Here is a 21,297-nt window from a genome sequence, read left to right on the forward strand (position 1 = left end):
ATGAGATGTCTAATCTGTGGTGTTTGGAATCTTAATGGCTTGATTTGCAAGAAATGTATGCCTACACTTTCATTGGGTAAGAGGCTTGTGGATGGGGTGAGTGTGTATAGTTTTTATGCCTTTAGTGAGATTGAGTTTTTATTGCATTTCAAATATCAACCGATTGGATCGCGTATCATGACTGTGCTAGCAAGATGGGCAAGCTTGTATTTCTCTCAAAATTTTTCTTTTCCGCATGGCTTGGTGGGTGTTGGGATCGATGATCGTATCAAAAATGGCTACTCACATACTGGGATTATTTTGCATCAATTTAAGCGCTGTGGAATACAGCCTATTTATGGGGAGCTCAAAGCTAAGAATCCTGTGAGTTATGCAGGAAAGAGTTTGCAATATCGTCAAGCTAACCCTAAGGGGTTTCAAACCCAACTTGTATCTAGGGATGTGGTTGTGATGGATGATGTGATCACAACTGGTGTGAGCTTGCAAGAAGCCATTGGGCTTCTGCGATCAAAAAACAATCGTGTGATCTTGGCTCTAACGCTTTGTGATGCAAGGCGTTAGATTCTTTTGACTTGCTTGATCCAGAGGATAAGGATTGTCAAAAGACTATAAAAGACCCCCAATACAGCAAGATGGATGAGATAAGAGTGTAGAGATTCTAAGCTTGCTCCCATTTCATTGAGTCGCAACAGTGCATTGACTCCATGAAATAATGGAACAAATTGCACCAAGGTATTGATGGGAGATGGAATGGCAAAAGAGGGCCAAATAAATCCCAAAAGAAATACAAGTGGAAGGGAGCAAAAAAGAATGATAATTGTGGCTTGATAGCCTTTCTTGATCCATGATCCAAAGAAATTTCCAAATGAAACAAAAGAAAAGATAAAAGTGAGAGAGAGGAGCCAGAATTCTTGTATGTTGGCATGCCTTGTGATTCCATAAAATCCAAATCCAAATCCAAAATAAAATGCAAAAAGAATAATTGCAATGACACCAAAGAGAATAAGGCGTGAAAACATAAGAGAAAGAGGATTGGCATACCCTTGATAATTGGAGCCAAAGATTCCCATCCCAACAAGAATCATCTGATGCAAGATCACGACAAACACAGCAGCGAGTGCGTAGTTGATATAACCCAAAGAGGGATTAAAGAGAGGGGAAGACTTGAGCTCTATGAGATCTTTTTGGATTTGATAGTGAGGAGAATGAATCCCATAAAGCAGGCGTTGTTTTTCTCTGATTGTTGGATTGAGAGCCTCTGTGGCATCATGAAGTCCATTGATGATAGCTCCATAGATGAGAAAATAAGAGGAGTTAGCCAAAAAGGCGAGATTGGGAGAGCTTTGAAGCAATGTTTTTTCTTCAAATCCTTTGGGAATGTAGAGGATTCCAAAGATCTCGCCTTGCTCCAAAAGTTTTTGAGCCTGAGTGATGGAGGTTGCATGGGTTTTGATATGAATATCAGGAGATGCACCAGCAAAAAAACTTAGAAGTGATGAAAGTTGGGTTTTGTCCTCATCAATGATGGCAATCTTTTGAGTTTTGATGACATCATTGGCATAGGGAGCTGGATAGAGGAAGAAGTAGGCAAGGGGGCCGATGATGCAAACCACAAGCACAGAAAAATCACGCAATAAGCGTCTAGCCTCTTTGGCAAAAACATCAAAAAAGATCATTTTTGACTCCTTAACCCATAGATCACTAGACCCAAGAGACCAAAAAGCAAGAATGGAGTCATAGAGAGGCAAAGAGATAGAGCATATGCAAGACTTCCTCCATAATTGGCTTGCTGGATATAAAGCTCAAGATAGTGACTTACAGGCAAAAGATCGCTCCAAAATTTGGAAAATGATTCCATGCTATTGGTGGGAAATGTGATCCCAGCAAATGCAAAACTTGGAGCAGAGTAGATACTAATCACGCTAATAGAGCGTGTAGAATCTTTGGCTAAAGCAAAGATAAAAAGTGTAATCGCCTCATACGCTAAGATCATCAAAAAAGCACCTAAAGCCAGAGTGTTCCAATCTCCTCGCATAGGAAGATGCATAATGTGAGTAAAAAACCACATCATCGCTAGCCACCATAGAAAAGAAAAGCAAGCTGTATTGAAGATTTTGGCAAATAAAAGCCAAAAGAGCTCAGTTTGACCTCCTTTGGGGAGAACAAAAAATGATGTGCGTGGATCTCTAAGGATTGAGCATAGAAGTGAGACGCAGATAAAAATAGCAAGTGAGCAGGGCAAGATGGCGGTGAGCAAGAATTGTGCATAGCTACTATCTGGGTTGTAGAGGGCTGTGATTTGTTGAGAGATGGGGAGAGATTTGGAGAGAGCCCCAAGGAAGTTTTTACTCTCAACTAGATTTTTGGCAAGTTTGAGTTTGACATTTTCTACTCCAATGATTTGAAGAATCTTGGATTGGAGTGTTTTGGCTACGAGCAAAAATTGCGCATTGTAATAGAGTGGGATGGATGAAGTGATGCCTTTTTTAGAATTGCTTTGGAGGTTGTGTGGCAAGACGATGAGGGCAAAGATTTTGGCGTTCTGTAGATCGTTTTTGGCATGATCTAGGCTTGTATAAAAGTGCTCGATGTGTAGAGAGGGTGAGGCTTGAAGAGAAAAGATGATTTGATTTGATGTGCTTGTTTGATCAAGATCAAGGATGCCAATTGGCATTTTTTGCAAGATTCCATGTCCCAAAGTGAAAAAAAGCAAGATTGCAATAAGGGGCATAGGAATCAATAAGATAAAAAGTGAAAAAGGACTTTTGGCTAGCGAGAGCAAATCGTCTTTGAATGCTTTGATCATGAAGAGACTTATGCCTTAGGCTTAGATCCATCTTTTTGGATGATGACACTCATGCCGATTCTGAGATTGGGGATAGGTGTGATGGGCTTGGCATTGACTTCAAATGTTCTGACATCATAGCCTTTGTTGCTTGTCGTGCTTTTCCATGTCGCAAAATCTCCCATGACAGACACAAAAGTCACTTTGAAACTTGCCATTTGATCAAGGGCGGGGATATAGGCTTGGAAGACTTTGTCTTTTGGATAATTTTTGAGCTCATCTTCAGTGATATTGAGTCGTAAATATGCCTCACTCATATCTGCTAAGAGCACCACGGGGAATCCACTAGGTGCAAGCTCTCCTTCATGAAGCAAAATATTGCTAACCTCTCCATCAGCAGGAGCTAAGACTTGAGAATCTTTGGCATAAGCTTCGACCTCGGCAACAGTGCCAGCAGCAGCTCTTTCTTTTTCTTCTACTGCACGCTTAGTCTCCTTGCTTGCTCCCTCAAGAGCAAGTTTATATTGCTGATAGGCTGTGCTTTCTCTTAGTTTTGCACCTTCAAAATTGGCATAAGCCTCATCGCGTTTTTGGAGACTTACAACTCCGCTTTTATAAAGGCTTTCTACTCGTGTGTAAGTTTTTTCAGCAAGATCGCGCATAGTTTTTGCACTCAGCCACATATCTTTGGCAGAGATGATTTGCTGTTCTCTTGCACCCTTTTGAGTTTCTTCATTGAGAGCTTTTGCTGCCTCATAGCCTGCTTGGGCTTGCTGTAGCTTCGCCTCAAGTTCTGGAGAATAAATCATATAGATCAATTCTCCCTTTTTGACAAGCTGTCCCTTTTGGACATAGATCTCTGCAATTCTTCCAGCAATTTTGGAGGATACATTGTATTCGCGTGCTGCGATTTGGCCTTGGAGGATTTGGGGTTGGGGCTGATAGGCTTTTTGAAAACTTTTGGTAAGCCATACACCAATAGTGATGATGAGGATTCCTAAGATCGCAAGAGGGATGAATTTCTTCATAAAATCTCCTTTATTGATAGAGTTTGAAATCATTGATTGAATCACTTAGAGCCATTAGTTTGGCAATAGAGAGAATGTATTTGTATGCGATGCTTTTTTGTTCAATCTTGGCTTTTGAAAGCATATTGCGCGCATCGATGACTTGTGTGCTTGTTGCCATTCCTTGGGCAAAGGCTTTTTCTTGGAGCTTGAGATTCTCTTGGGCGAGTGCGATGGAAGAGTTGAGCGTGAAATAGAGCTCTTTGGCATGCATGGCTTCTTTGTATGTTTTTTCGACAAGGAGTGAGATATCTTTGATTGCTTGTCTTTTGCGCTCAGAGATCTCAAGCTGAGCAATCTTGCTTGCTTGGTATTTTTGATATGAGCCTGTGTTATCCAAAAGAGGCATTTTGGCACCAATGCCAACAAACCAGCTAGGAAGTGAGCGCCCAAGAATGGAGTCGTGATCGTGGTAGCTGTAGTTTCCAAAAAGGGCAATTTGTGGGATAAATTTGGAGCGCTCAAGTTTGGTGACCTCTTGTGCTTGCTTGGTTTTGATGTCGATGATTTTGAGTGCTGGATATGAGGCTAAAGTGGTCTTAAGGATGGATTCTAGACTTAGTTTTTTGGCTGTTTGACTGATGAGTAGTTTGGCATCTGGGGTGTAGTTTTGTTTGGAATCAGAGAGGAGAGTTTGGAAAGCGAGTTTTGAGATTTCTAGAGAATCTTTGGCTTTGAGTGTGTCGTTTTTAGCGCGATCATAGGCGACTTGAGCTGTGAGGGTTTCGATCTTAGCAATTTGTCCAGCTTTTTGAAGTTTGAGTGCATTTTCAAGGTGAATTTTGTGTCCTCTTTGGACATCTTGAAGGGTTTTGAGAATCTCTTGGTTGAGGAGCACACCATAATATACATTGGCTAGTTGTTCAAATGTAGAGAGTTTTTTGAGTCTGAGTGCTTCTTGTGCATCTTTGAGTGCGAGTTTTCCTAGATTGTTGGCTGCATAAATTGCCCCACCTGCATAGAGTGGATAAATGATTTTGATGGAGGCTATGATGATGTTTTGATTGCTAAGATCTAGAGGGGTGAGATGATCAAGGATTTGTGAGGGGATAGGGATGGGGAGTGAGGGGTTGATGGATTGAATGCTGCTTTTGATGTCAAATTGGACAGGCGTCCCAAGATAGGCATAGGCTGCTGAAAGCTCTATTTTGGGGAGATAGAGCATAATATTGGCTTCTTGTAGTTTTTGTGCTTTTTGCGTGGCAATTTTGTCTGCTTGGATTGCGTGATTGTTTTGCTCTACAATCTTCCAAGCTTGCTGAAAGTCAAGAGGTGTGGAGAAAAGAGCAATGGTAGAAACCAAAAGAGAGACAAGATGTTTCATATTTGACTCCTCAAAGATTATCTAGTGGAAGATACTCTTGGATGATTTGTAGATACTCATCAAGGAAATAAATATTGCTCAATCCTAGATCAACAAGTTGAGTACCAACCCGTGCTGCTTCAAGTCCTCCATTGCACACAAGGAGGATTTTGTCATCTGGATGCGCTAGACAAAACTCTCTTAAAGCTTCAAAATTTTCAAAATTGAGTGCTCCAGAGATATGGGGAGTGAGTGCAAAGACTTGGGGTGAGCGCACATCGATTATGTGATATTGCGTGCAGTCCAGATCTTCAAGCGATACCTTTTGTGCTTTGCTTGAGTGATTTTGGTTTTTGAGAATTTTTTTGAGAATATCCTTACTCATTGAGTTCCCTTGCATCAAATGCATCATTGAGTTTCTTGCAAAAGATATATTTTATCACCGTGTTGCAAATAAGTTGCTATGAAAAACAGGATAAAAATATCGGTTATTGCCTTAAAATATAACATTCAAAATATGTATATCTTGTGGAGTTTGAATGGCTGAGAATTTGCTTGACCATAGTGAAGTTGTGGATATTTGTATTGATGATTCGATGAAAGAGAGTTATCTTGATTATTCGATGAGCGTGATTGTGGGGCGTGCATTGCCTGATGCTAAGGATGGCTTAAAACCTGTGCATCGTAGAATCTTATATGCAATGCATGAGCTTGGAGTAACCTCAAGGGCGGCATATAAAAAAAGTGCAAGAATCGTAGGGGATGTGATCGGTAAATATCATCCTCATGGAGATAGTGCAGTCTATGAGGCATTAGTGCGAATGGCGCAGGATTTTTCAATGCGTCTTGAGCTTGTAGATGGTCAAGGAAACTTTGGATCCATCGATGGAGATAATGCCGCAGCGATGCGTTACACAGAAGCAAGGATGACGCAGGCAAGTGAAGAGATTCTCAGAGATATTGAAAAAGATACTGTGGATTTTGTCCCTAACTATGATGACACTCTCAAAGAGCCCGATGTGCTTCCAAGTCGGATCCCAAATCTTCTCATCAATGGATCAAGTGGGATTGCTGTGGGGATGGCGACATCTATTCCACCTCATAGAATCGATGAGATCATCGATGCTTTGGTGTTTGTCATCGATCATAAAGATTGTGAGCTTGAAGATGTGATGGATTTTGTCAAGGGGCCAGATTTTCCGACAGGGGGGATTATTTTTGGCAAACAGGGGATCATTGAGGCCTATCGCACAGGGCGAGGACGCATCAAGGTGCGAGCCAAAGTGCATATTGAGACAAGCAAAAATAAAGATGTGATTGTGATTGATGAGGTGCCTTATCAAGTCAATAAAGCACGCCTTGTAGAGCAAATTTCTGAACTTGCCAAAGAAAAAGTGATTGATGGGATCGCAGAAGTGAGAGATGAATCAGATCGTGAGGGGATTCGCGTCGTGATTGAGCTTAAGCGTGATGCGATGAGTGAGATTGTGCTTAATCATCTCTACAAATCTACAGCGATGGAAACTACATTTGGAATCATCTTACTTGCCATTCACAATAAAGAGCCAAAGATCTTCACTTTGATGGAGCTTTTGAAGCTTTTCATCTCTCATCGCAAAACAATTGTGATTAGAAGAACGATTTTTGAACTTGAAAAAGCCAAGGCAAGAGCTCATATTTTAGAAGGTCTAAAAATCGCACTAGATCACATTGATGAAGTGATCAAAATCATTCGTGCAAGTAAAGATAGTGAAGAAGCAAAAAATGCATTGATGGAGCGATTTGGACTCTCTGAGCTTCAAAGTAAAGCAATTTTGGAGATGAGGCTTCAACGCCTTACGGGCTTAGAGCGAGATAAGATCGAGCAAGAGTATGCTGAGCTTTTGGCTCAAATTGAATATCTCAACTCTATTTTGAGAAGTGAAGAAAAGCTCAATGAAATCATCAAAGCTGAACTTCTTGAGGTCAAAGAAAAATTTAGTTCCCCAAGAAAAACAGAGCTTGAAGATGATTATGATGCCATTGATATTGAAGATCTAATCCCCAATGAAAAAGTCGTTGTCACCATGAGTCATCGAGGCTATGTCAAGCGTGTCCCACTCAAAACCTATGAGAAGCAAAATCGCGGAGGCAAAGGAAAAATGAGTGGAAATACTCATGATGATGATTTCATAGAATCATTCTTTGTAGCCAATGCACATGACACGATTATGTTTGTGACAAATCGTGGTCAGCTTTATTGGCTCAAGGTCTATAAGATCCCTGAAGCTGGACGCACAGCGATTGGGAAGGCTGTGGTCAATCTCATTCAGATTCAACAAGATGAAAAAATTATGGCAACAATCACTACAAGTGATTTTGATGAGAATAAATCGCTTGTGTTCTTTACACGCAATGGAATCGTGAAGAGGACAAATCTAAGCGAATATAGCAATATTCGAAGTGTTGGTGTGAGGGCCATCAATTTGGATGAAGATGATGAACTTGTGACAGCCAAGATTATCACAAGTGAAGTCAAAGAGCTGTTTATCGCAACTTATGAGGGGATGTGTATCCGCTTTGGCGTGGATGATGTGAGAGAGATTGGGCGTGTGGCACGAGGGGTGACGGGAATAAGATTTAAAAATAGCGGAGACTATGTTGTGGGGGCTGTGACGATTGCTAGTGATGAGGATAAGCTTCTTACAGTGAGTGAGAAAGGGATCGGAAAGCAAACCACGGCTCAATCTTATCGCTTGCAAAGCCGTGGCGGAAAAGGAGTGATTGTCATGAAACTCACTTCTAAGACAGGGAAACTTGTCAGTGTGGTCAATGTCAATGATGAGAATATGGATTTGATGGTGCTTACAAGCAGTGGAAAAATGATTCGTGTGGATACTCAAGCAATCCGTGAAGCTGGACGCAACACAAGTGGGGTGAAAATCGTCAATGTTGCTGGAGAAAAAGTGGCTTATGCAAGCCAGTGTCCCAAAGAAGAAAAAGATGAAGAACTGCTAGAGGATGAAGAAGGCTAATCTGATCTTTTGGGGTTTGATGTGTTGGGGAGTCGGGCTAGGGGGGGAGGAGTTTATGATTTCTTATCGGGCAAAGATCAAAAATACTTTGTTTGTCGGTGAGGAGTATCGCGTCTCAAAAGTGATCGATTCTAAAGGCACACGAGGATTGAAAGATGGGAGTTTCAAGGTCTTTGGTGTGTGTCATTTGACTCCCAAAATGTCTTTGGAAAAAAAGGAAATTGGGAGATTTCTGAAGGAGAATCAGGAGGGGGTTTTGGAATGTCTGTATGCAAGTGGGGTGAAAATCACTGATAATGTAGTGATGAGGGATTTACAGGCGCGTAGCAAAACAATTCTTGCAATCCCACCAAGACGAGTGATCGCATCTCTTAAAGATGGGATAGTCGAGCTTAAGATATTGGAGAAAAGATGAAAATTGCAGTGATTGAAGATGATATCAATTTGAGAAAGGCTCTTGAGATTTCACTCAAAGATTATCCAGAGTTTGAAGTGGAGCTCTTTAAGGGGCCAAAGGATGCACTCAAAAAACTAGATGAGAGTTTTGATTTGATCATTACAGATATCAATATGCCTCAAATGGATGGATTGGATTTTTTAAGTCAGCTTGGGGGCAAATATGAGGCAATCGTGATCACTGCCAACGCCTCTGTCAATAATGCAATCAAGGCTATTAGACTTGGAGTCAAAGACTTTTTGACAAAGCCTTTTGAGATCGAAGATCTTGTGAGTGCGATTCGCAAAAATAAAAAAATCCAAGATGTTTTGCAGACAAAACCAGCCAAACCCAATAAAACAATCAAGCAAGCTGATTTTATCGCTTCATCACAGGCTCTTGAAATCGCCAAGACAAAGGCGTTGAGAGTCGCACCCACACACGCAAGCGTGATGCTTCTTGGAGCAAGCGGGGTGGGCAAGGAAGTATTTGCTCATTTTATCCATAAGAATTCTCCAAGAGCCTCATCTCCTTTTGTAGCGATCAATATGGCCGCAATCCCTGAGCATTTGCTTGAATCTGAGCTTTTTGGCTATGAAAAAGGAGCATTTACTGATGCAACTGCGACCAAAAAAGGATTGTTTGAAGAAGCAAATGGAGGGAGTATTTTTCTAGATGAAATTGGAGATATGCCCATCAATTTGCAAGCTAAGCTCTTAAGGGCCTTGCAGGAGCAAGAAATCGTGCGTTTGGGGAGTGCAAAGCCTATCAAAATTGATGTGCGCGTAATTTGTGCGACTAATGTGCAGATAGAAGAAAAAATCGCCAACAAAGAATTTAGAGAAGATTTATTTTTCCGTCTCAATACGATGCCCATCTCTATCCCTCCGCTCAAAGATCGCCAAGAAGAAATTTTGCCTTTGGCTGAGTGGAAGCTTGCTAGCGTGTGTGAGCAGTATGACTTCTCTGCCAAAACATTCTCAGAATCTGCTCAAAAAGCACTTTTAGATTATGCTTGGCCTGGAAATATTAGAGAGTTACTTTCTGTTGTGGAGAGGGCTGGGATTTTGAGTGATGGGGATGTGGTGCAAGAGGAAGATTTGTGCTTGCAAGTGCGTAATGAAGTGTTTTTTGGAACAAAGCAAGAAAAGAGGGTTGAGAATCTTGAAAAAGAATTGATCCTTGAGGTGCTTTTGGAGACAGGGGGTGATTTGCAGAGGGCTAGTGAAATGCTTGGTATGAGTCTTGAGGTGCTTAAAAGCAAAAAAGCGAGATATGGAGTATGAGAGAATATTGCCCCCCCCCCTATTTTTGATAAGTCTTAAGATTGTTGATGCATATAGATCATACTTTGGAATCTCTGTGCGATCATTTGTGCTCTTGTGAGGATTGCTTTGGCTGGTCCTTCTGTAAAAACCACATTGAGACTTTCTTCAAACAAACTGAGCCATAGGGCAAAAAATTCTTGAGGAAATGGAGGAAGATCGATATGAGTTTTGAGGGGTTGGCCACTATAGTTTCCACTTCCAAGAAGCATTCCTTCCCAAAAGCTTGCAATTTTTGCTTTATGATGTTCCCATTCTTCATCGCTTGTACCAATCTGACTATTAAAAAGATCCCCCAATCCATTTTTGTCATTCCTGATTTTTGTGTAAAACACATCCATAAGCTTGCCAATGGCCTCAATTGTAATTTCTTGATTTTTCATTAGGAATCCTTGAATTGAAATAAAGGCTCCTTATATCATAGAGAATCAAATTTTTTCCCAAATTGTTCCCTCACTTGTATCAAGAAGAGCGATCCCCTCTTCTTCGAGCTTTTTGCGAATCAAGTCGGCTAGATTGTAGTCTTTGGCTTTCTTGGCTTGAAGTCTTAGGGCGATTTGCTCTTGGATGTAGAGTTTTTGCTCTGGGCTTAAGCCAAGCTGAAAGTATTCAATCGCATCCATTTCTCCAATCCCAAGCAAGTGGCTGATTAGTTCAAGATTGGCACAAATCTGTGCCTTGAGTTCTTTGTCTTTTGGATATTGATCCAAAGATTCGTTGCTTTCTTTGATCATTTGTTCAATCACACTGAGTGCAAGTGAGATATTGAGATCATCGCTTAGTGCTTCCAAGAGATTTTGTGAGAATTGCGTCATAGCTTTGGATGATTGGATTGAGTTGAGGCGTTTTTTGAGGCGATAGAGTTTGTCCAATCTTTTTTTGCTAGCAAGCAAATCTTCCTCGCTGAAGTCAAAATTGGCTCGATAGTGCGTGCCAAGCAAATAATTACGAACGATCTCGCCATGATAGTGCTTGAGCACATCTTTGAGAAAAAAGCTATTACCCAAGCTTTTGCTCATTTTTTCACCATTGATTGTGACAAAACCATTGTGAATCCAATACTTAGCAAGCTCTCTTTTGGTGGCACAGCGTGTTTGACTTGCTTCATTTTCATGATGAGGAAAAAGAAGATCTGCGCCCCCAGCATGAATATCAATCGCATAGTCACCATTTTGATAGGCAAGATGTTTTTCAATCATTGCAGAACACTCTATATGCCATCCTGGACGCCCTTTGCCAAATGGACTTGCATAACCGATATCATGCTCACCCTTATAGGCTTTCCAAAGCACAAAATCACGGTGTGATTTTTTTCCCTCTTCATCTTGGATGCGTGATCTAGTTTCCAAATCTTCTCCTCGATGACTGAGTGTTCCATAGAGAGAATCTTTTGTGCTATCTAGATAAATATCTCCATTAGAAGTTTGATAGGCATGCTGGGATTCAAGCAAGGTGGTGATGAGTGCATGCATCTCATCAAGATTCTGAGTGGCTTTGGGTTGAATGTCTGCTGGCAAGACATTGATAGCAGACATATCTTCAAGATAGGATTGGATGTAGTATTGTGTGATTTCTTCAAGTGATTTTTGGGTGTCTTGGTATTTTTTGATGATTTTGTCATCAATATCTGTGAAGTTTTTAGCAAAGCTGACTTCATACCCCAATGCCAAAAAAAGCCTTCTCCACAAATCAAAGGCAATCGAGCTTCTTGCATGCCCCAAATGAGCATGATCATAGACAGTTGGCCCACAGACATAGAATGTGACTTTTCCTTCTTGTATGGGGACAAAGGGAAGTTTGCGTTTTTGAGAGCTATCAAAGAGTTGGAGTGTTTTCATAGGATATATCCTTCTAACAAGAGTTTGATTCCATAAAGTAGGGCGGTTTCACAGATAAGAATCCCTACAAGGAGGATCGCAGCATTTTTGTGCAAAATTATACAAAAAAAGTTTTTAGCACCCAATGCATAGGCATTGAGGATGAGCAAGATAAATCCCGCAATCGAGCTTGAGAGCGCAAGCCCTAGCACTCCAAGAGGTTTGATCAAAACAAATGAGAAGAAAGTCCCACATATAAGTGAAATCAAAGAATATTTGGCTGCGCGTCCTTGTAAGCGATGAGAATACAGCCAAAGAGAGAAGATTCTGCTTAAGCCAAAAGGAAGAAGACCAATGAGATAGAGAGCAAAGACTTGAGAGGTGATGAGGGTATCTTGAGCGCTAAATGAGCCTCTTTGATACAAAAGCCAGATAATCTCTTTGCTTAGCATAATCCCTCCAAGTGTGCAGGCACAAAGGGTGATGCATAGAAACCAAAAAGCTTTTTTCATCGCTTCTAGGGCTTTTTGTTCTTGTGAGGCTTTGATGGCTTTGGCAACCATGGGGAAGAGGGCTGTGGAGATGGCGATTGCAAAAAGAGCTAGGGGGAGCTGGAAGATACGATTGGCATAATAAAGATAAGAGATGCTCCCAAAGCTTAAAAAAGAAGCGATAAAAGTTTCAATAAAGGCAATAAGTTGGGCTGTAGAGCTTCCCAAAAGTGCTGGAAAAAATTGCTTGAAGAAATCTTTGAAATCTGATTTGAATTTGTTTTTTTTATTTAAAGTGGTTTGAAAAACCTTGCAATGCAGCATAGATAACCAAAATAATCTCAAAAAACCATGGCGATAAAGTGGATAGAGGTGTAGGAGAATCTGTGCTATCCCTCCGCATAGCACACCATAGCTAAGCATATAAACAACCTCAAGCTTATCGCGATCTTGAGAAAAGGTGAGAGCTAGAATCATTGCGATATTGAGTAGGGCTGTGTTGTAGGCATTGACCCAGAAGACATTTTTGTATTGCAGGAGGGTGCTCAAAAAAGTCACGATAAATACAAGCAAGAGATACCAAAAATTGATACTTACAATGGGTGCAGCCAGATCAATGGTCTCTTGAGGGAATCCAAATGCTAAAAGTTTTGTAAAAAAGGGTGAAAAATAAAACACAACAAGGCTCAAAAACAGCAAACAAAAACAAAAAATTCCTCCAATGCTTAGGGCGAACATTCCCTTGTAGCGTGCGTGAATGAATGAGGGGAGAAAGCTTTGGGTAAATGCCCCTTCCCCGAAGATGCGTCTAAAGAGATTGGGAAGTTTGAATGCGATAAAAAAAATATCGCTATATACTCCTGCTCCAAGACTTGAGGCCATATAGACATCACGAAAAAATCCAAAGATTCTTGAGCATAAGATTCCACTACTATTGGAAAAAAAGGCCTTTTTTAGCAATGCTGGGATCCTTTGGAGTGAAGTTTGACGAATTGTAACCCACATTTGATAATAAGTAGGGGTTTTGGGGATAAATGCAAAAATAGCGTTTGATATAATGAAATCTTTTTGAAGGAGAGAGTTTGAATCAAGAGTTCAAGCATGGTGGAGATGCAATTTATGTGCAAAAGTGTTCAGATATCGCCCATGAGTTGCACAAAGCTTCTATTTTGTTTAAATGTTTGATTGAAGAGGTGAGTTTTGAAGTCCTTGAGGTCTATACTTTTTTGAAAGAGGGTGAGAGGGCAAGGGAGCTTTCCAAAGAAGAGAGTATTGATTTTTTTAAGAGTAAAAATTATGAAAATGATCAGCGCAAACTCTCTCAAATCTATGATTTGAAAATTTATCCTAGGGTGAAGAATCTGGACTTTGATCTTGAGCTTGATTTGGGAGATTCGCGCTTGTTTTTGGTTTGCCCTGAGCCTAAGGATTTGATGGAAGATTTAGAGGAGACTCATAGGCAGATCAATGCCAAAAAAGCTTTGCTTGGTGTGATTTTTAAAGAATTTAACTCTGCTGATTCAAAGCAGGCAATAAAAGAGTGTTTGGGAAAAGTGTATGATGAATTTGGTGGGAAGAAAAGAATTTTGCTAGAGCAAAGCGAGTTTTATTCTCCAATTTTGGATTCTTATTTTTGGTTTTCTCTTGAAAAAGAATGGGAGCTTAAAAATGGTGAAATCCTTGAAAATTCTTCATATGCAGTCAAAGAAGGAGAAGAAGTAGGAAGATTGATTAAAAGCCGCAATGGGGTGGATGGTCGGAATCTATTGGGAGAGTTTGTGTCTGTTCAGAAGAGAGAAGCCCAAGAGATTGAGTTTGGTAGTTTGGATGAGGACTTTACTTCTGAGGAAATGGATGATAGGGTGGTTTATCGTGCTCTCAAAGATGGATTTGTCGGTCTCAATGGAAGTGGACTCATTATGATTAAAGACTTTAACTTTGAAGAGATCAATCATCGCAATATTGGGAATCTGCTTGGAGGGATCGAGCGTGGGTTTGAGGTATTTGTCAAATCTTCCACTATAGATAAGGATGCTATTGGAGCCAATATCATTCTTGAAGCAGAAAAAATTCATATCAGTGGTGGAGTTGATCAGGGGTCGATTCTGAGATCTAAAAAATGTGTGGTGATAGGCTCCACTCATCAGGGGGTTGAGATTTGTGCTGAGTATGCTGAAATCACAACACACAAGGGTCTGCTCAAAGCTAAAGATGCCAAGGTAATGCTGTGTGAGGGAGGTGTGGTTGATTGTGAAAAGGGTGAGTTTGAAGATTTGGTCGGTGCAGAAGTGTCTTGCAAAGAGGCTTATGTGAAGAATTTGCGCTCCAATAATAAGATTTCTTTTTGTATGCATTTTGAGATTGATCAACTTGTGGGTGGAAAAAATCAATTTAAGATTGATAGTTCGGCATTTGGTGAATATCGTGACAAAATCAATCAGATTTTGGAGAAGCACCATCGTTATGAGCAATTCATAGAGAATGCTTTAAGGATCTATCAAAAAGAACTCAAAAAAGCCTCGCAAATGAAGCCAGCAATTCAGCGTTTTAGAGAGATTTTTTTCAAAAATGTAGGGAGAGGTTTGCAGACACAAAGCTACATCCTTGGTGCGATCGAGCAATATGTGCAAATGTGTGACAAGCTTAAGCAAGTCAAAGAGAAGATTGACATCTATCGCAAGAGGGCTGATGCAATCAAGCAAGAGCTTGAGCCAATCTCAGATCTCTGTATGGGGGCGAAGTTGATTTGCCATAGTCCATGGGTGGATCAAAATCAAGTGGAATATTTTGACTTGTATCAGAATCAAAAAGAGAATTTGGTGATTGAGGATGGAGAGAGGGTAAATATTGTGATTGATTCCTCTAGTCATAAGCTTATCAGAGAAAGGATTCAGAGATGATTGTTGGCTTGAGTGGAATGGTGGCAAAACTTGAGGGTAATTTGGTGGTCTTGGAAGTGAGGGGAGTGCTCTATGGAGTACATGTATCTTTGTTGTGTGGGCTTGAGCTAAAAGTGGGAGATGAAGCAAGGTTGTGGATCACAGAAGTGATCCGTGAGGATGCTTATTTGCTTTTTGGATTCTTGGATCCTTTGGAACAAAAGATTTTTGAGCGATTGATTAAAATCAATGGGGTGGGGCCAAAAGTTGCTTTGGCTATTTTGTCTTCTTTTTCGCCGATTCATTTCTCAAAGATCATCGAAACAAAAGATGTGCGTGCCCTTCAAGCTGTCCCTGGAATTGGTGCTAAGGGGGCTAGCAAGATTATGGTGGATTTGGCTGGATTTTTTGATTTTTCTCAAGATGGAAGTGTCGAGCTTGAGGCCAAAAGAGAGGCTTCTATGGCGCTAGAGGGCTTGGGGTTTAAGAAAAGCGAAATTGATCGGGTGCTCAAAAAGATAGTCGCTCATGATACTCCTACGGTTATCAAAGAAGCTTTGAGGTTTTTTCAACAAAAGTAAGAGTTTTGAGATAGAATCCGCAGTTTAAATCATCAAAAGGGATCAAGTATGAAAAAAGGTATTCATCCAGAATATGTTCCATGTAAGGTCACTTGTGTTACAAGTGGAAAGACGGTTGAGGTGATGAGCAACAAAAGCGAGCTTAGAATTGATATCTCAAGCTTTTGCCATCCATTCTATACAGGAAGTGATAAAATTGCTGATGCAACAGGACGCGTAGAGAAGTTCCGCCAAAAATATAATATGAAATAATCGTGCTTTACCTATTGCCTACTCCTATTGGCAATTTGGCCGATGTCACGCTGCGAACCTTGAGGGTTTTGCAAAGTTGTGACAAGCTTTTGTGTGAGGATACAAGAATCACACAAAAGTTGCTGATGCTGCTTGAGCAGCAGGGCTTGCTTCCAAAAAAACAGCGAGAGCTTTTTTCATTTCATTCTCATAATCAAGAGTCATTTTTATCTCGCATGACACCATCATTCTTTGATCAAGATATTGCTTTTTTAAGTGATGCGGGTATGCCATGTGTAAGTGATCCAGGATCAGCCTTGGTGCGTTATGCGCAAGACCATCAGATACCCTATGAGGTGCTTTTGGGTGGAAGTGCTGTGGTATTGGCACATGCTTATAGTGGATTTGGAGATCATGGGTTTGTATTTGATGGGTTTTTGCCCACCAAAAGTGCAGAGCGCCAAGAGAGATTTGCGTTTTGGAGAGATGTTTTGCCTCATCGAGGGATTTCGCTCATCGTTTTTGAATCTCCTCATCGTTTGCGTGAAAGTTTGGAGGATCTTGGGAGAATTGATGAGAATTGCTATGTATTTGCAATTAAAGAGATGACAAAGAAATTTGAAACAAGCTTTTGTGGATTCGCATCAGAGATTCTTGACTCATTGGATCAGGGTAAAATTTTGGGAGAGTGGGTGCTTGTTTTGAGATTTTCATCCAAAGAAGATGAGAGAAAGCTTGGCAAGGTAGATATCTTGCAGGCAGATTTGCCACCAAAGCTTAAAGCCAAGCTTCTCGCCAAAATCACAGGCGATGAGACAAAAGAGTGGTATCAAAAGCTAATGGAGCAAAGATAATGATTGTCTATGGTAAGCATGTTGTGTTGCATCTTCTTGCTAAACACCCTCAAAAAATCAATGAAATTTTTTTGGCAAAAGAAATTGATCCAAAAATCTTTTCTCAAATGATAAAGCTAGGAATCAAAATCACACGCCTTGATTTTAAAAAAGCCCAATCTATGGCAAGAGGAGGGAATCATCAAGGATATCTTGCACAAATCTATGATCTTCAACCCATGCCTTGGAGGAGTATGATGGAGTTTGCTTCATTGGTGGTTTTGTGTGGGGTGAGTGATGTGGGCAATATCGCCTCCATTGTGCGTAGTGCTTATGCTTTGGGTGTTGGGGGACTTGTCTTGGATGGGACACTTTCTTCCAAAGTGATAGAGAGTGTTGTTCGCTTAAGTAGCGGAGCTATGCTTGAGATGCCATTTTGTTTCTCTACTTCACTGCTTGATCATATCCATCAGCTCAAACAAGCAGGTTTTATGTGCTATGGGACCCATATGGAGGGTGAAGATATTTGTAAGATTTCTCCCGCAGCGCGTTGGGCTTTGTTTTTGGGAAGTGAGGGGGATGGGCTTAACAAAAAAATCATCCAAAAAATGGATAGAATTGTTTCGATTAACATGAAACACGGATTTGATTCTTTGAATGTGGGTGTTGCAGGGGGAATCTTTGTACATAGGTTGGTTTCGCATGGAAAATGAGAAAAATTTGCAGAGCAGAGATTTTAAACTTTTGCGAGAAATAGGGGTTGATCGCATTAGGAGAGATACAAAGCTAGATATTTCAAGGATTGAAGATATTTTAGAAAAGCGCTTTGATCGTTTTGATTATGTAAGAGCCAAGGGGTTTATCCATATTTTGGAGAAAGAATATGGGCTAGATTTGTCTGATTGGCTTGAAGAATATCGACTCTCTTGTCCGATTGAGCATCAAGAAGAAGAGGAGAAGGAGATCCAAAGAGGATATTGCAAGCAAGTGCAGCAGAAGAAGACAAGAGTTTTGATTGCTGGGTTTGTTCTAGTTTGTACTATTTGTTTTGTTTTGATCAAATTATTTTCTGGGAATCTAAACTCAGAGACCAAAAACTCAGAGACTGCGCAAATTTCTTCAAACCAAAATGCTCAGGATGTGCAAGCCAGTCAGGTAGATGCAAATTTAGAGACTAAGTCTCCTATCCAAGAGCCAAAAAGAAGTCAAGAAGCAGGCAACCAAGGAGAGAGTCAAGAGAACATCGAACAATCAATCTCTTCACAAACTCAAGAAAAACCTCAGATTGAAAAGCCAATCCATGAGTTAGGGAAGATTATGTTTGAGAGTGTGGATTGGAGTGCTGAGCATCAGCTTTCCCTTCAATTTGAGCGACCTATTTGGGTTGGAATAGTTGATTTGGAAAGTAAGAAGAGGATTGCTCAAACTCAAAAGAGCTATGAGATCCCTCTTGATGGAGAAAGACTCATTTATATTGCATATGGAAGTTTTGAGGCTTCTATCGGTGAATACAAAGAGCGATTTAGGACTTATAAGCCTATTTTTTTGATTTATACACATGAGGGGGGATTGAGAAATGTGACGCGTGAGGAGTTTGTCTTGGCCAATGGTGGTGTTGAGTGGTGAGAATTTTTCTGGGATTTTTATTCTCTGTTCTCTGTCTTTGGGCTGATGCGATTGATGATGTGATTATCAATATTATGGGTGAGGATTCCTATCAAGTGAATAGGAATTTTGTTCAAAGACTTTTTTCAGACAAATCCAAATTTTATCTTGATGAGAAGAGACAGAAAATTGATTATTACAGAATCACAAAGGTTTTGAAAGATAATGGGTTGCTTTATCTTGGATTTCAAGAGCCTATGGAGGTAAGTCTTGGATTCAAAGCCAAGACAAAACCTATTTTTTTGATGAGGACGATCAATAGCGCCCTCTCATCCATTGGTTATTCTTATTTTACTGTGACCAAGGCTAAATACACACAAGAGAATGTTTTTTTGACTTTTTCGCTGATGACAGAGCATGGTGTAACCCCAGAAGTTCTTTTGTCAGAGTTGAAAAAGCGAGGGATCGAGGCTCTAAGAGTAGTGCGCAAAAATCAGACAGATTGGCTCTATGAGCTAGAAATCGTTCGTCCCTCTATTGCGAGTGCAATTGTGATCAAAAATGGCGATCGTTTGGAGCCCAAAAATATATCTGGTGAATACTGGTTTTCTGTCCAAGAAACTGGTGTGCTTAGCATTCTAAAAAAGAATTCAAGGATTGGTTGGAGTCCGAGAATCGTGCTTTATGATCGTAATTTGCAGATTTTAGAGATCCTGACACAAAAAGAATTTGCTGTCAGTGCAGAGGTCAATGTCACTGATCAAACTGCATTTGTGATGGTAACTGATCTTAATAATCCCTCACGCCTAAAGAGTGGAATCACGGTCACTTTTTCAAATTTTTCTAGCGAGTGAGGATTGCGATGGAGAGAGTAGGAATCGGTCTTATAGGGTTGGGAACAGTTGGGGGAAGTGTAGCGCGTATTTTGGATGCATTTGGGGAGAGGATTGGGCAGAGGGCTGGAGTAGAGCTCTATGTCAAGCGTGCTGTTGTGCGTGATGTTGCAAAGTATGGAGAATTTTCTTTTGAAGTGACTGAGGATTTGGATGCACTTTTGGATGATGATGAGATAAGTATTGTTGTCGAATTGATTGGAGGCATAGAGTATCCATTCGAGATTGCAAAACGCGTTTTTGCTAGAAAAAAGGCTTTTGTCACGGCAAATAAGGCGATGCTTGCCTATCACGCTCAAGAGTTGCTTGAATGCTCAGAGGGGATTCCTTTTGGATTTGAGGCAAGTGTATGTGGAGGGATTCCTATTGTTGAAATTTTGCGTGATAGTTTGGTTGCCAATGAGTTTGAGGGATTTGAGGGGATACTCAATGGGACGAGTAATTTCATTCTCTCAAAGATGATTCAAGATAAATATGAATTTGATGAAGCTTTACAAATGGCTCAAAAACTTGGATATGCAGAGGCTGATCCAAGTCTTGATATCAATGGTGGAGATGCTGGACATAAGCTTTTGATTTTGGCAAGACTTGCCTATGGAATTAACGCTACTCCAGAGGAGATTTTGATCGAGGGTATTGAAAGTGTTGGTTTGGAAGATATGTGTTTTGCTGATGAATTGGGATATGTCATCAAGCTTGTGGGGATTGTCAAAAAAGAAGAGGATACGCTTGATGTGAGATTGCATCCTGCATTGGTGCATAAGGACAAGGAGCTTGCACAAGTTCATGGTGTGAAGAATGCGATTTTATTGCATGGTGATTGTGTGGGTGAGTTATTTGTGAGTGGATTTGGAGCTGGAGGAGATGTGACGGCAAGCGCTGTTATCGCCGATCTTGTGCAGGTTGCTCGTCTTAGAAATACAGGAACTTGTCCTTATCCTCCATTTGGGTTCTTTAAAATCCCCCAAGCTTTGCGCCTCAAACCCAGAGAAGAGATTGAGAGTGCATATTATTTGCGTTTTGTTGTGAGAGATGAGTATGGGGTCTTAGCCAAAATAACAGCAAGTTTGGCTCATTTTGGAATCTCTGTCAATCAGATTTTGCAAAAGAGCTCCAATGAAAAAGCAAAGATCATCTTGATCACACACAAGATTCAAGAGCATAAGATCGATCTGGCGCTCGATCAGATTGTGACTGAGGGACTCTTGCTTCAATCTCCATACAAAATCCGAATCCAATGAGTAGAAAAAAGGGAGAGATGCATGAAGAGCAAGCTTGTGCATTTTTGATTGATAGGGGATTTGAAATCATTGAGCGCAATTTTCATTCTCGATTTGGAGAGATTGATATCATTGCGATGCGAGATGGGGTGCTTCATATTGTCGAGGTCAAGGGAGGGAGAGGGTTTGATCCAATCTATGCAATCACACCAAAAAAGATTCAAAAAATCATACAAACATTGCAGTATTACTTGATGATCAATCGCTTAGAGATCCCTTATTGTATCGATGGGATCAGTATCTGTGATGATGAGATCGAGTGGATTGAAAATATGACTTGCTGGGAGTAAATGGTGGCATATAGAATCAAGGAAGTTGAGCAAATCACTGGAATTTCTTCACACACATTGAGGTTTTGGGCCAAAAAAGGACTTTTTCCTTTTGTTCAGAAGGATCGAAATGGAGTTAAATATTTTTCAAATTCTGATTTAGAGTGGGTCAAGCTGATTGCTTGTTTGCGTTCTGTAGATATGGGAATTGAAGAAATTGAAGAATATATCAAATTGTGTCAAAAAGGTTTTCAAACCGCGCAACTTAGGAGAGAAATGCTCCACAACAAAAAGACTCATTTGCTCCAAAAAATACAAAATTTACAAAATAGTCTTGAGCATCTGCAATATAAAATTTCTTATTATGATGAGATGTTGAAACAAAATCAAGACAGCTTAAATCCCCTGAGTCATCAAAAAATTTCAAATCAATGTCAAAAAAACTCTTGACTTAGAGCTGCTCTCATTTTTTATACTTTCATAAATTT

The 21,297-nt window shown here is 40.4% G+C and carries 22 protein-coding genes; 14 read left to right on the forward strand and 8 right to left on the reverse strand.

Going from position 1 to position 21,297, the window contains the following annotated elements:
- Entirely contained in the window at positions 1–561 is a 561-nt protein-coding gene (locus T391_RS0101105; RefSeq protein ID WP_027326791.1) for a hypothetical protein, read from the forward strand.
- Here T391_RS0101105 and T391_RS0101110 read toward each other — a convergent pair.
- The 5 genes from T391_RS0101110 to T391_RS07540 are packed head-to-tail and all read right to left on the reverse strand — an operon-like array spanning position 558 to position 5,540.
- On the reverse strand, positions 558–1,676 hold the full coding sequence (locus tag T391_RS0101110; RefSeq protein WP_027326792.1) for an ABC transporter permease: 1,119 nt from the start codon (positions 1,674–1,676) through the stop codon (positions 558–560). The two genes, T391_RS0101105 and T391_RS0101110, sit on opposite strands and share 4 nt — an antisense overlap.
- Complete coding sequence (locus T391_RS07530) at positions 1,673–2,806, reverse strand: ABC transporter permease (RefSeq protein ID WP_051420511.1); 1,134 nt, start codon at positions 2,804–2,806, stop codon at positions 1,673–1,675. The genes T391_RS0101110 and T391_RS07530 overlap by 4 nt, the downstream gene beginning before the upstream one ends.
- An 8-nt stretch (positions 2,807–2,814) precedes the next feature.
- Positions 2,815–3,813 carry an HlyD family secretion protein gene (locus tag T391_RS0101120; RefSeq protein ID WP_027326793.1) on the reverse strand — a complete coding sequence of 333 codons (999 nt, stop codon included), beginning with the start codon at positions 3,811–3,813 and terminating at the stop codon, positions 2,815–2,817.
- 10 nt (positions 3,814–3,823) lie between these two features.
- On the reverse strand, positions 3,824–5,176 hold the full coding sequence (locus tag T391_RS07535) for a TolC family protein (protein WP_051420512.1): 1,353 nt from the start codon (positions 5,174–5,176) through the stop codon (positions 3,824–3,826).
- 10 nt (positions 5,177–5,186) lie between these two features.
- Positions 5,187–5,540, reverse strand: coding sequence for a rhodanese-like domain-containing protein (locus T391_RS07540; protein ID WP_034583378.1), 354 nt, complete (start codon positions 5,538–5,540; stop codon positions 5,187–5,189).
- 154 nt (positions 5,541–5,694) lie between these two features.
- Here T391_RS07540 and gyrA point away from each other — a divergent pair, with 154 nt between their 5' ends.
- From gyrA to T391_RS0101145, 3 genes are read left to right on the forward strand one after another with little or no spacing between them, the layout of a single operon-like run.
- Positions 5,695–8,169 (forward strand): DNA gyrase subunit A, encoded by a 2,475-nt coding sequence (gyrA, locus tag T391_RS0101135; protein WP_027326794.1) that lies wholly within the window; start codon positions 5,695–5,697, stop codon positions 8,167–8,169.
- Positions 8,170–8,224: 55 nt separating this feature from the next.
- Positions 8,225–8,584 (forward strand): hypothetical protein, encoded by a 360-nt coding sequence (locus T391_RS0101140; RefSeq protein ID WP_156923045.1) that lies wholly within the window; start codon positions 8,225–8,227, stop codon positions 8,582–8,584.
- Positions 8,581–9,891 carry a sigma-54-dependent transcriptional regulator gene (locus T391_RS0101145; protein WP_027326796.1) on the forward strand — a complete coding sequence of 437 codons (1,311 nt, stop codon included), beginning with the start codon at positions 8,581–8,583 and terminating at the stop codon, positions 9,889–9,891. Before T391_RS0101140 ends, T391_RS0101145 begins: the two co-directional genes overlap by 4 nt.
- A gap of 35 nt (positions 9,892–9,926) precedes the next feature.
- On the opposite strand, the gene T391_RS0101150 is transcribed toward T391_RS0101145, so the two are convergent.
- From T391_RS0101150 to murJ, 3 genes are read right to left on the reverse strand one after another with little or no spacing between them, the layout of a single operon-like run.
- Positions 9,927–10,313, reverse strand: a complete 387-nt coding sequence (locus T391_RS0101150) for a group III truncated hemoglobin (RefSeq protein ID WP_027326797.1) — start codon at positions 10,311–10,313, stop codon at positions 9,927–9,929.
- Positions 10,314–10,358: 45 nt separating this feature from the next.
- Positions 10,359–11,768: a cysteine--tRNA ligase gene (gene cysS / locus T391_RS0101155; RefSeq protein ID WP_027326798.1), complete on the reverse strand. Its 1,410-nt coding sequence runs from the start codon at positions 11,766–11,768 to the stop codon at positions 10,359–10,361.
- The gene (murJ, locus tag T391_RS0101160) at positions 11,765–13,198 is read right to left on the reverse strand and encodes a murein biosynthesis integral membrane protein MurJ (RefSeq protein ID WP_027326799.1); all 1,434 of its coding nucleotides are present in this window, start codon (positions 13,196–13,198) and stop codon (positions 11,765–11,767) included. The genes cysS and murJ overlap by 4 nt, the downstream gene beginning before the upstream one ends.
- Before the next feature lie 122 nt (positions 13,199–13,320).
- Between murJ and T391_RS0101165 the strand changes: the two genes are divergently transcribed.
- The 10 genes from T391_RS0101165 to T391_RS0101210 are packed head-to-tail and all read left to right on the forward strand — an operon-like array spanning position 13,321 to position 21,259.
- Positions 13,321–15,138, forward strand: a complete 1,818-nt coding sequence (locus T391_RS0101165) for a FapA family protein (protein ID WP_027326800.1) — start codon at positions 13,321–13,323, stop codon at positions 15,136–15,138.
- A complete protein-coding gene (gene ruvA, locus T391_RS0101170; RefSeq protein WP_027326801.1) occupies positions 15,135–15,698 on the forward strand; it encodes a Holliday junction branch migration protein RuvA in 564 nt (187 codons plus the stop codon). Before T391_RS0101165 ends, ruvA begins: the two co-directional genes overlap by 4 nt.
- A gap of 48 nt (positions 15,699–15,746) precedes the next feature.
- The gene (gene rpmE, locus T391_RS0101175) at positions 15,747–15,950 is read left to right on the forward strand and encodes a 50S ribosomal protein L31 (protein ID WP_027326802.1); all 204 of its coding nucleotides are present in this window, start codon (positions 15,747–15,749) and stop codon (positions 15,948–15,950) included.
- 2 nt (positions 15,951–15,952) lie between these two features.
- Positions 15,953–16,783, forward strand: coding sequence for a 16S rRNA (cytidine(1402)-2'-O)-methyltransferase (gene rsmI / locus T391_RS0101180; RefSeq protein ID WP_027326803.1), 831 nt, complete (start codon positions 15,953–15,955; stop codon positions 16,781–16,783).
- Positions 16,783–17,475, forward strand: a complete 693-nt coding sequence (gene rlmB, locus T391_RS0101185) for a 23S rRNA (guanosine(2251)-2'-O)-methyltransferase RlmB (protein ID WP_027326804.1) — start codon at positions 16,783–16,785, stop codon at positions 17,473–17,475. The genes rsmI and rlmB overlap by 1 nt, the downstream gene beginning before the upstream one ends.
- A complete protein-coding gene (locus T391_RS0101190) occupies positions 17,465–18,388 on the forward strand; it encodes a hypothetical protein (RefSeq protein ID WP_027326805.1) in 924 nt (307 codons plus the stop codon). The genes rlmB and T391_RS0101190 overlap by 11 nt, the downstream gene beginning before the upstream one ends.
- Positions 18,385–19,221 (forward strand): hypothetical protein, encoded by an 837-nt coding sequence (locus T391_RS0101195; RefSeq protein ID WP_027326806.1) that lies wholly within the window; start codon positions 18,385–18,387, stop codon positions 19,219–19,221. Before T391_RS0101190 ends, T391_RS0101195 begins: the two co-directional genes overlap by 4 nt.
- A gap of 8 nt (positions 19,222–19,229) precedes the next feature.
- Positions 19,230–20,501 carry a homoserine dehydrogenase gene (locus tag T391_RS0101200; protein WP_027326807.1) on the forward strand — a complete coding sequence of 424 codons (1,272 nt, stop codon included), beginning with the start codon at positions 19,230–19,232 and terminating at the stop codon, positions 20,499–20,501.
- Between the two features lie 17 nt (positions 20,502–20,518).
- Positions 20,519–20,830: a YraN family protein gene (locus T391_RS0101205; protein WP_420806126.1), complete on the forward strand. Its 312-nt coding sequence runs from the start codon at positions 20,519–20,521 to the stop codon at positions 20,828–20,830.
- 3 nt (positions 20,831–20,833) lie between these two features.
- Entirely contained in the window at positions 20,834–21,259 is a 426-nt protein-coding gene (locus tag T391_RS0101210) for a MerR family transcriptional regulator (protein WP_027326809.1), read from the forward strand.
- The last annotated feature ends 38 nt before the right edge of the window (positions 21,260–21,297 follow it).

It is taken from the genome of Helicobacter pametensis ATCC 51478 (assembly GCF_000518225.1).
GTDB classification, from domain to species: Bacteria; Campylobacterota; Campylobacteria; order Campylobacterales; family Helicobacteraceae; genus Helicobacter_G; species Helicobacter_G pametensis.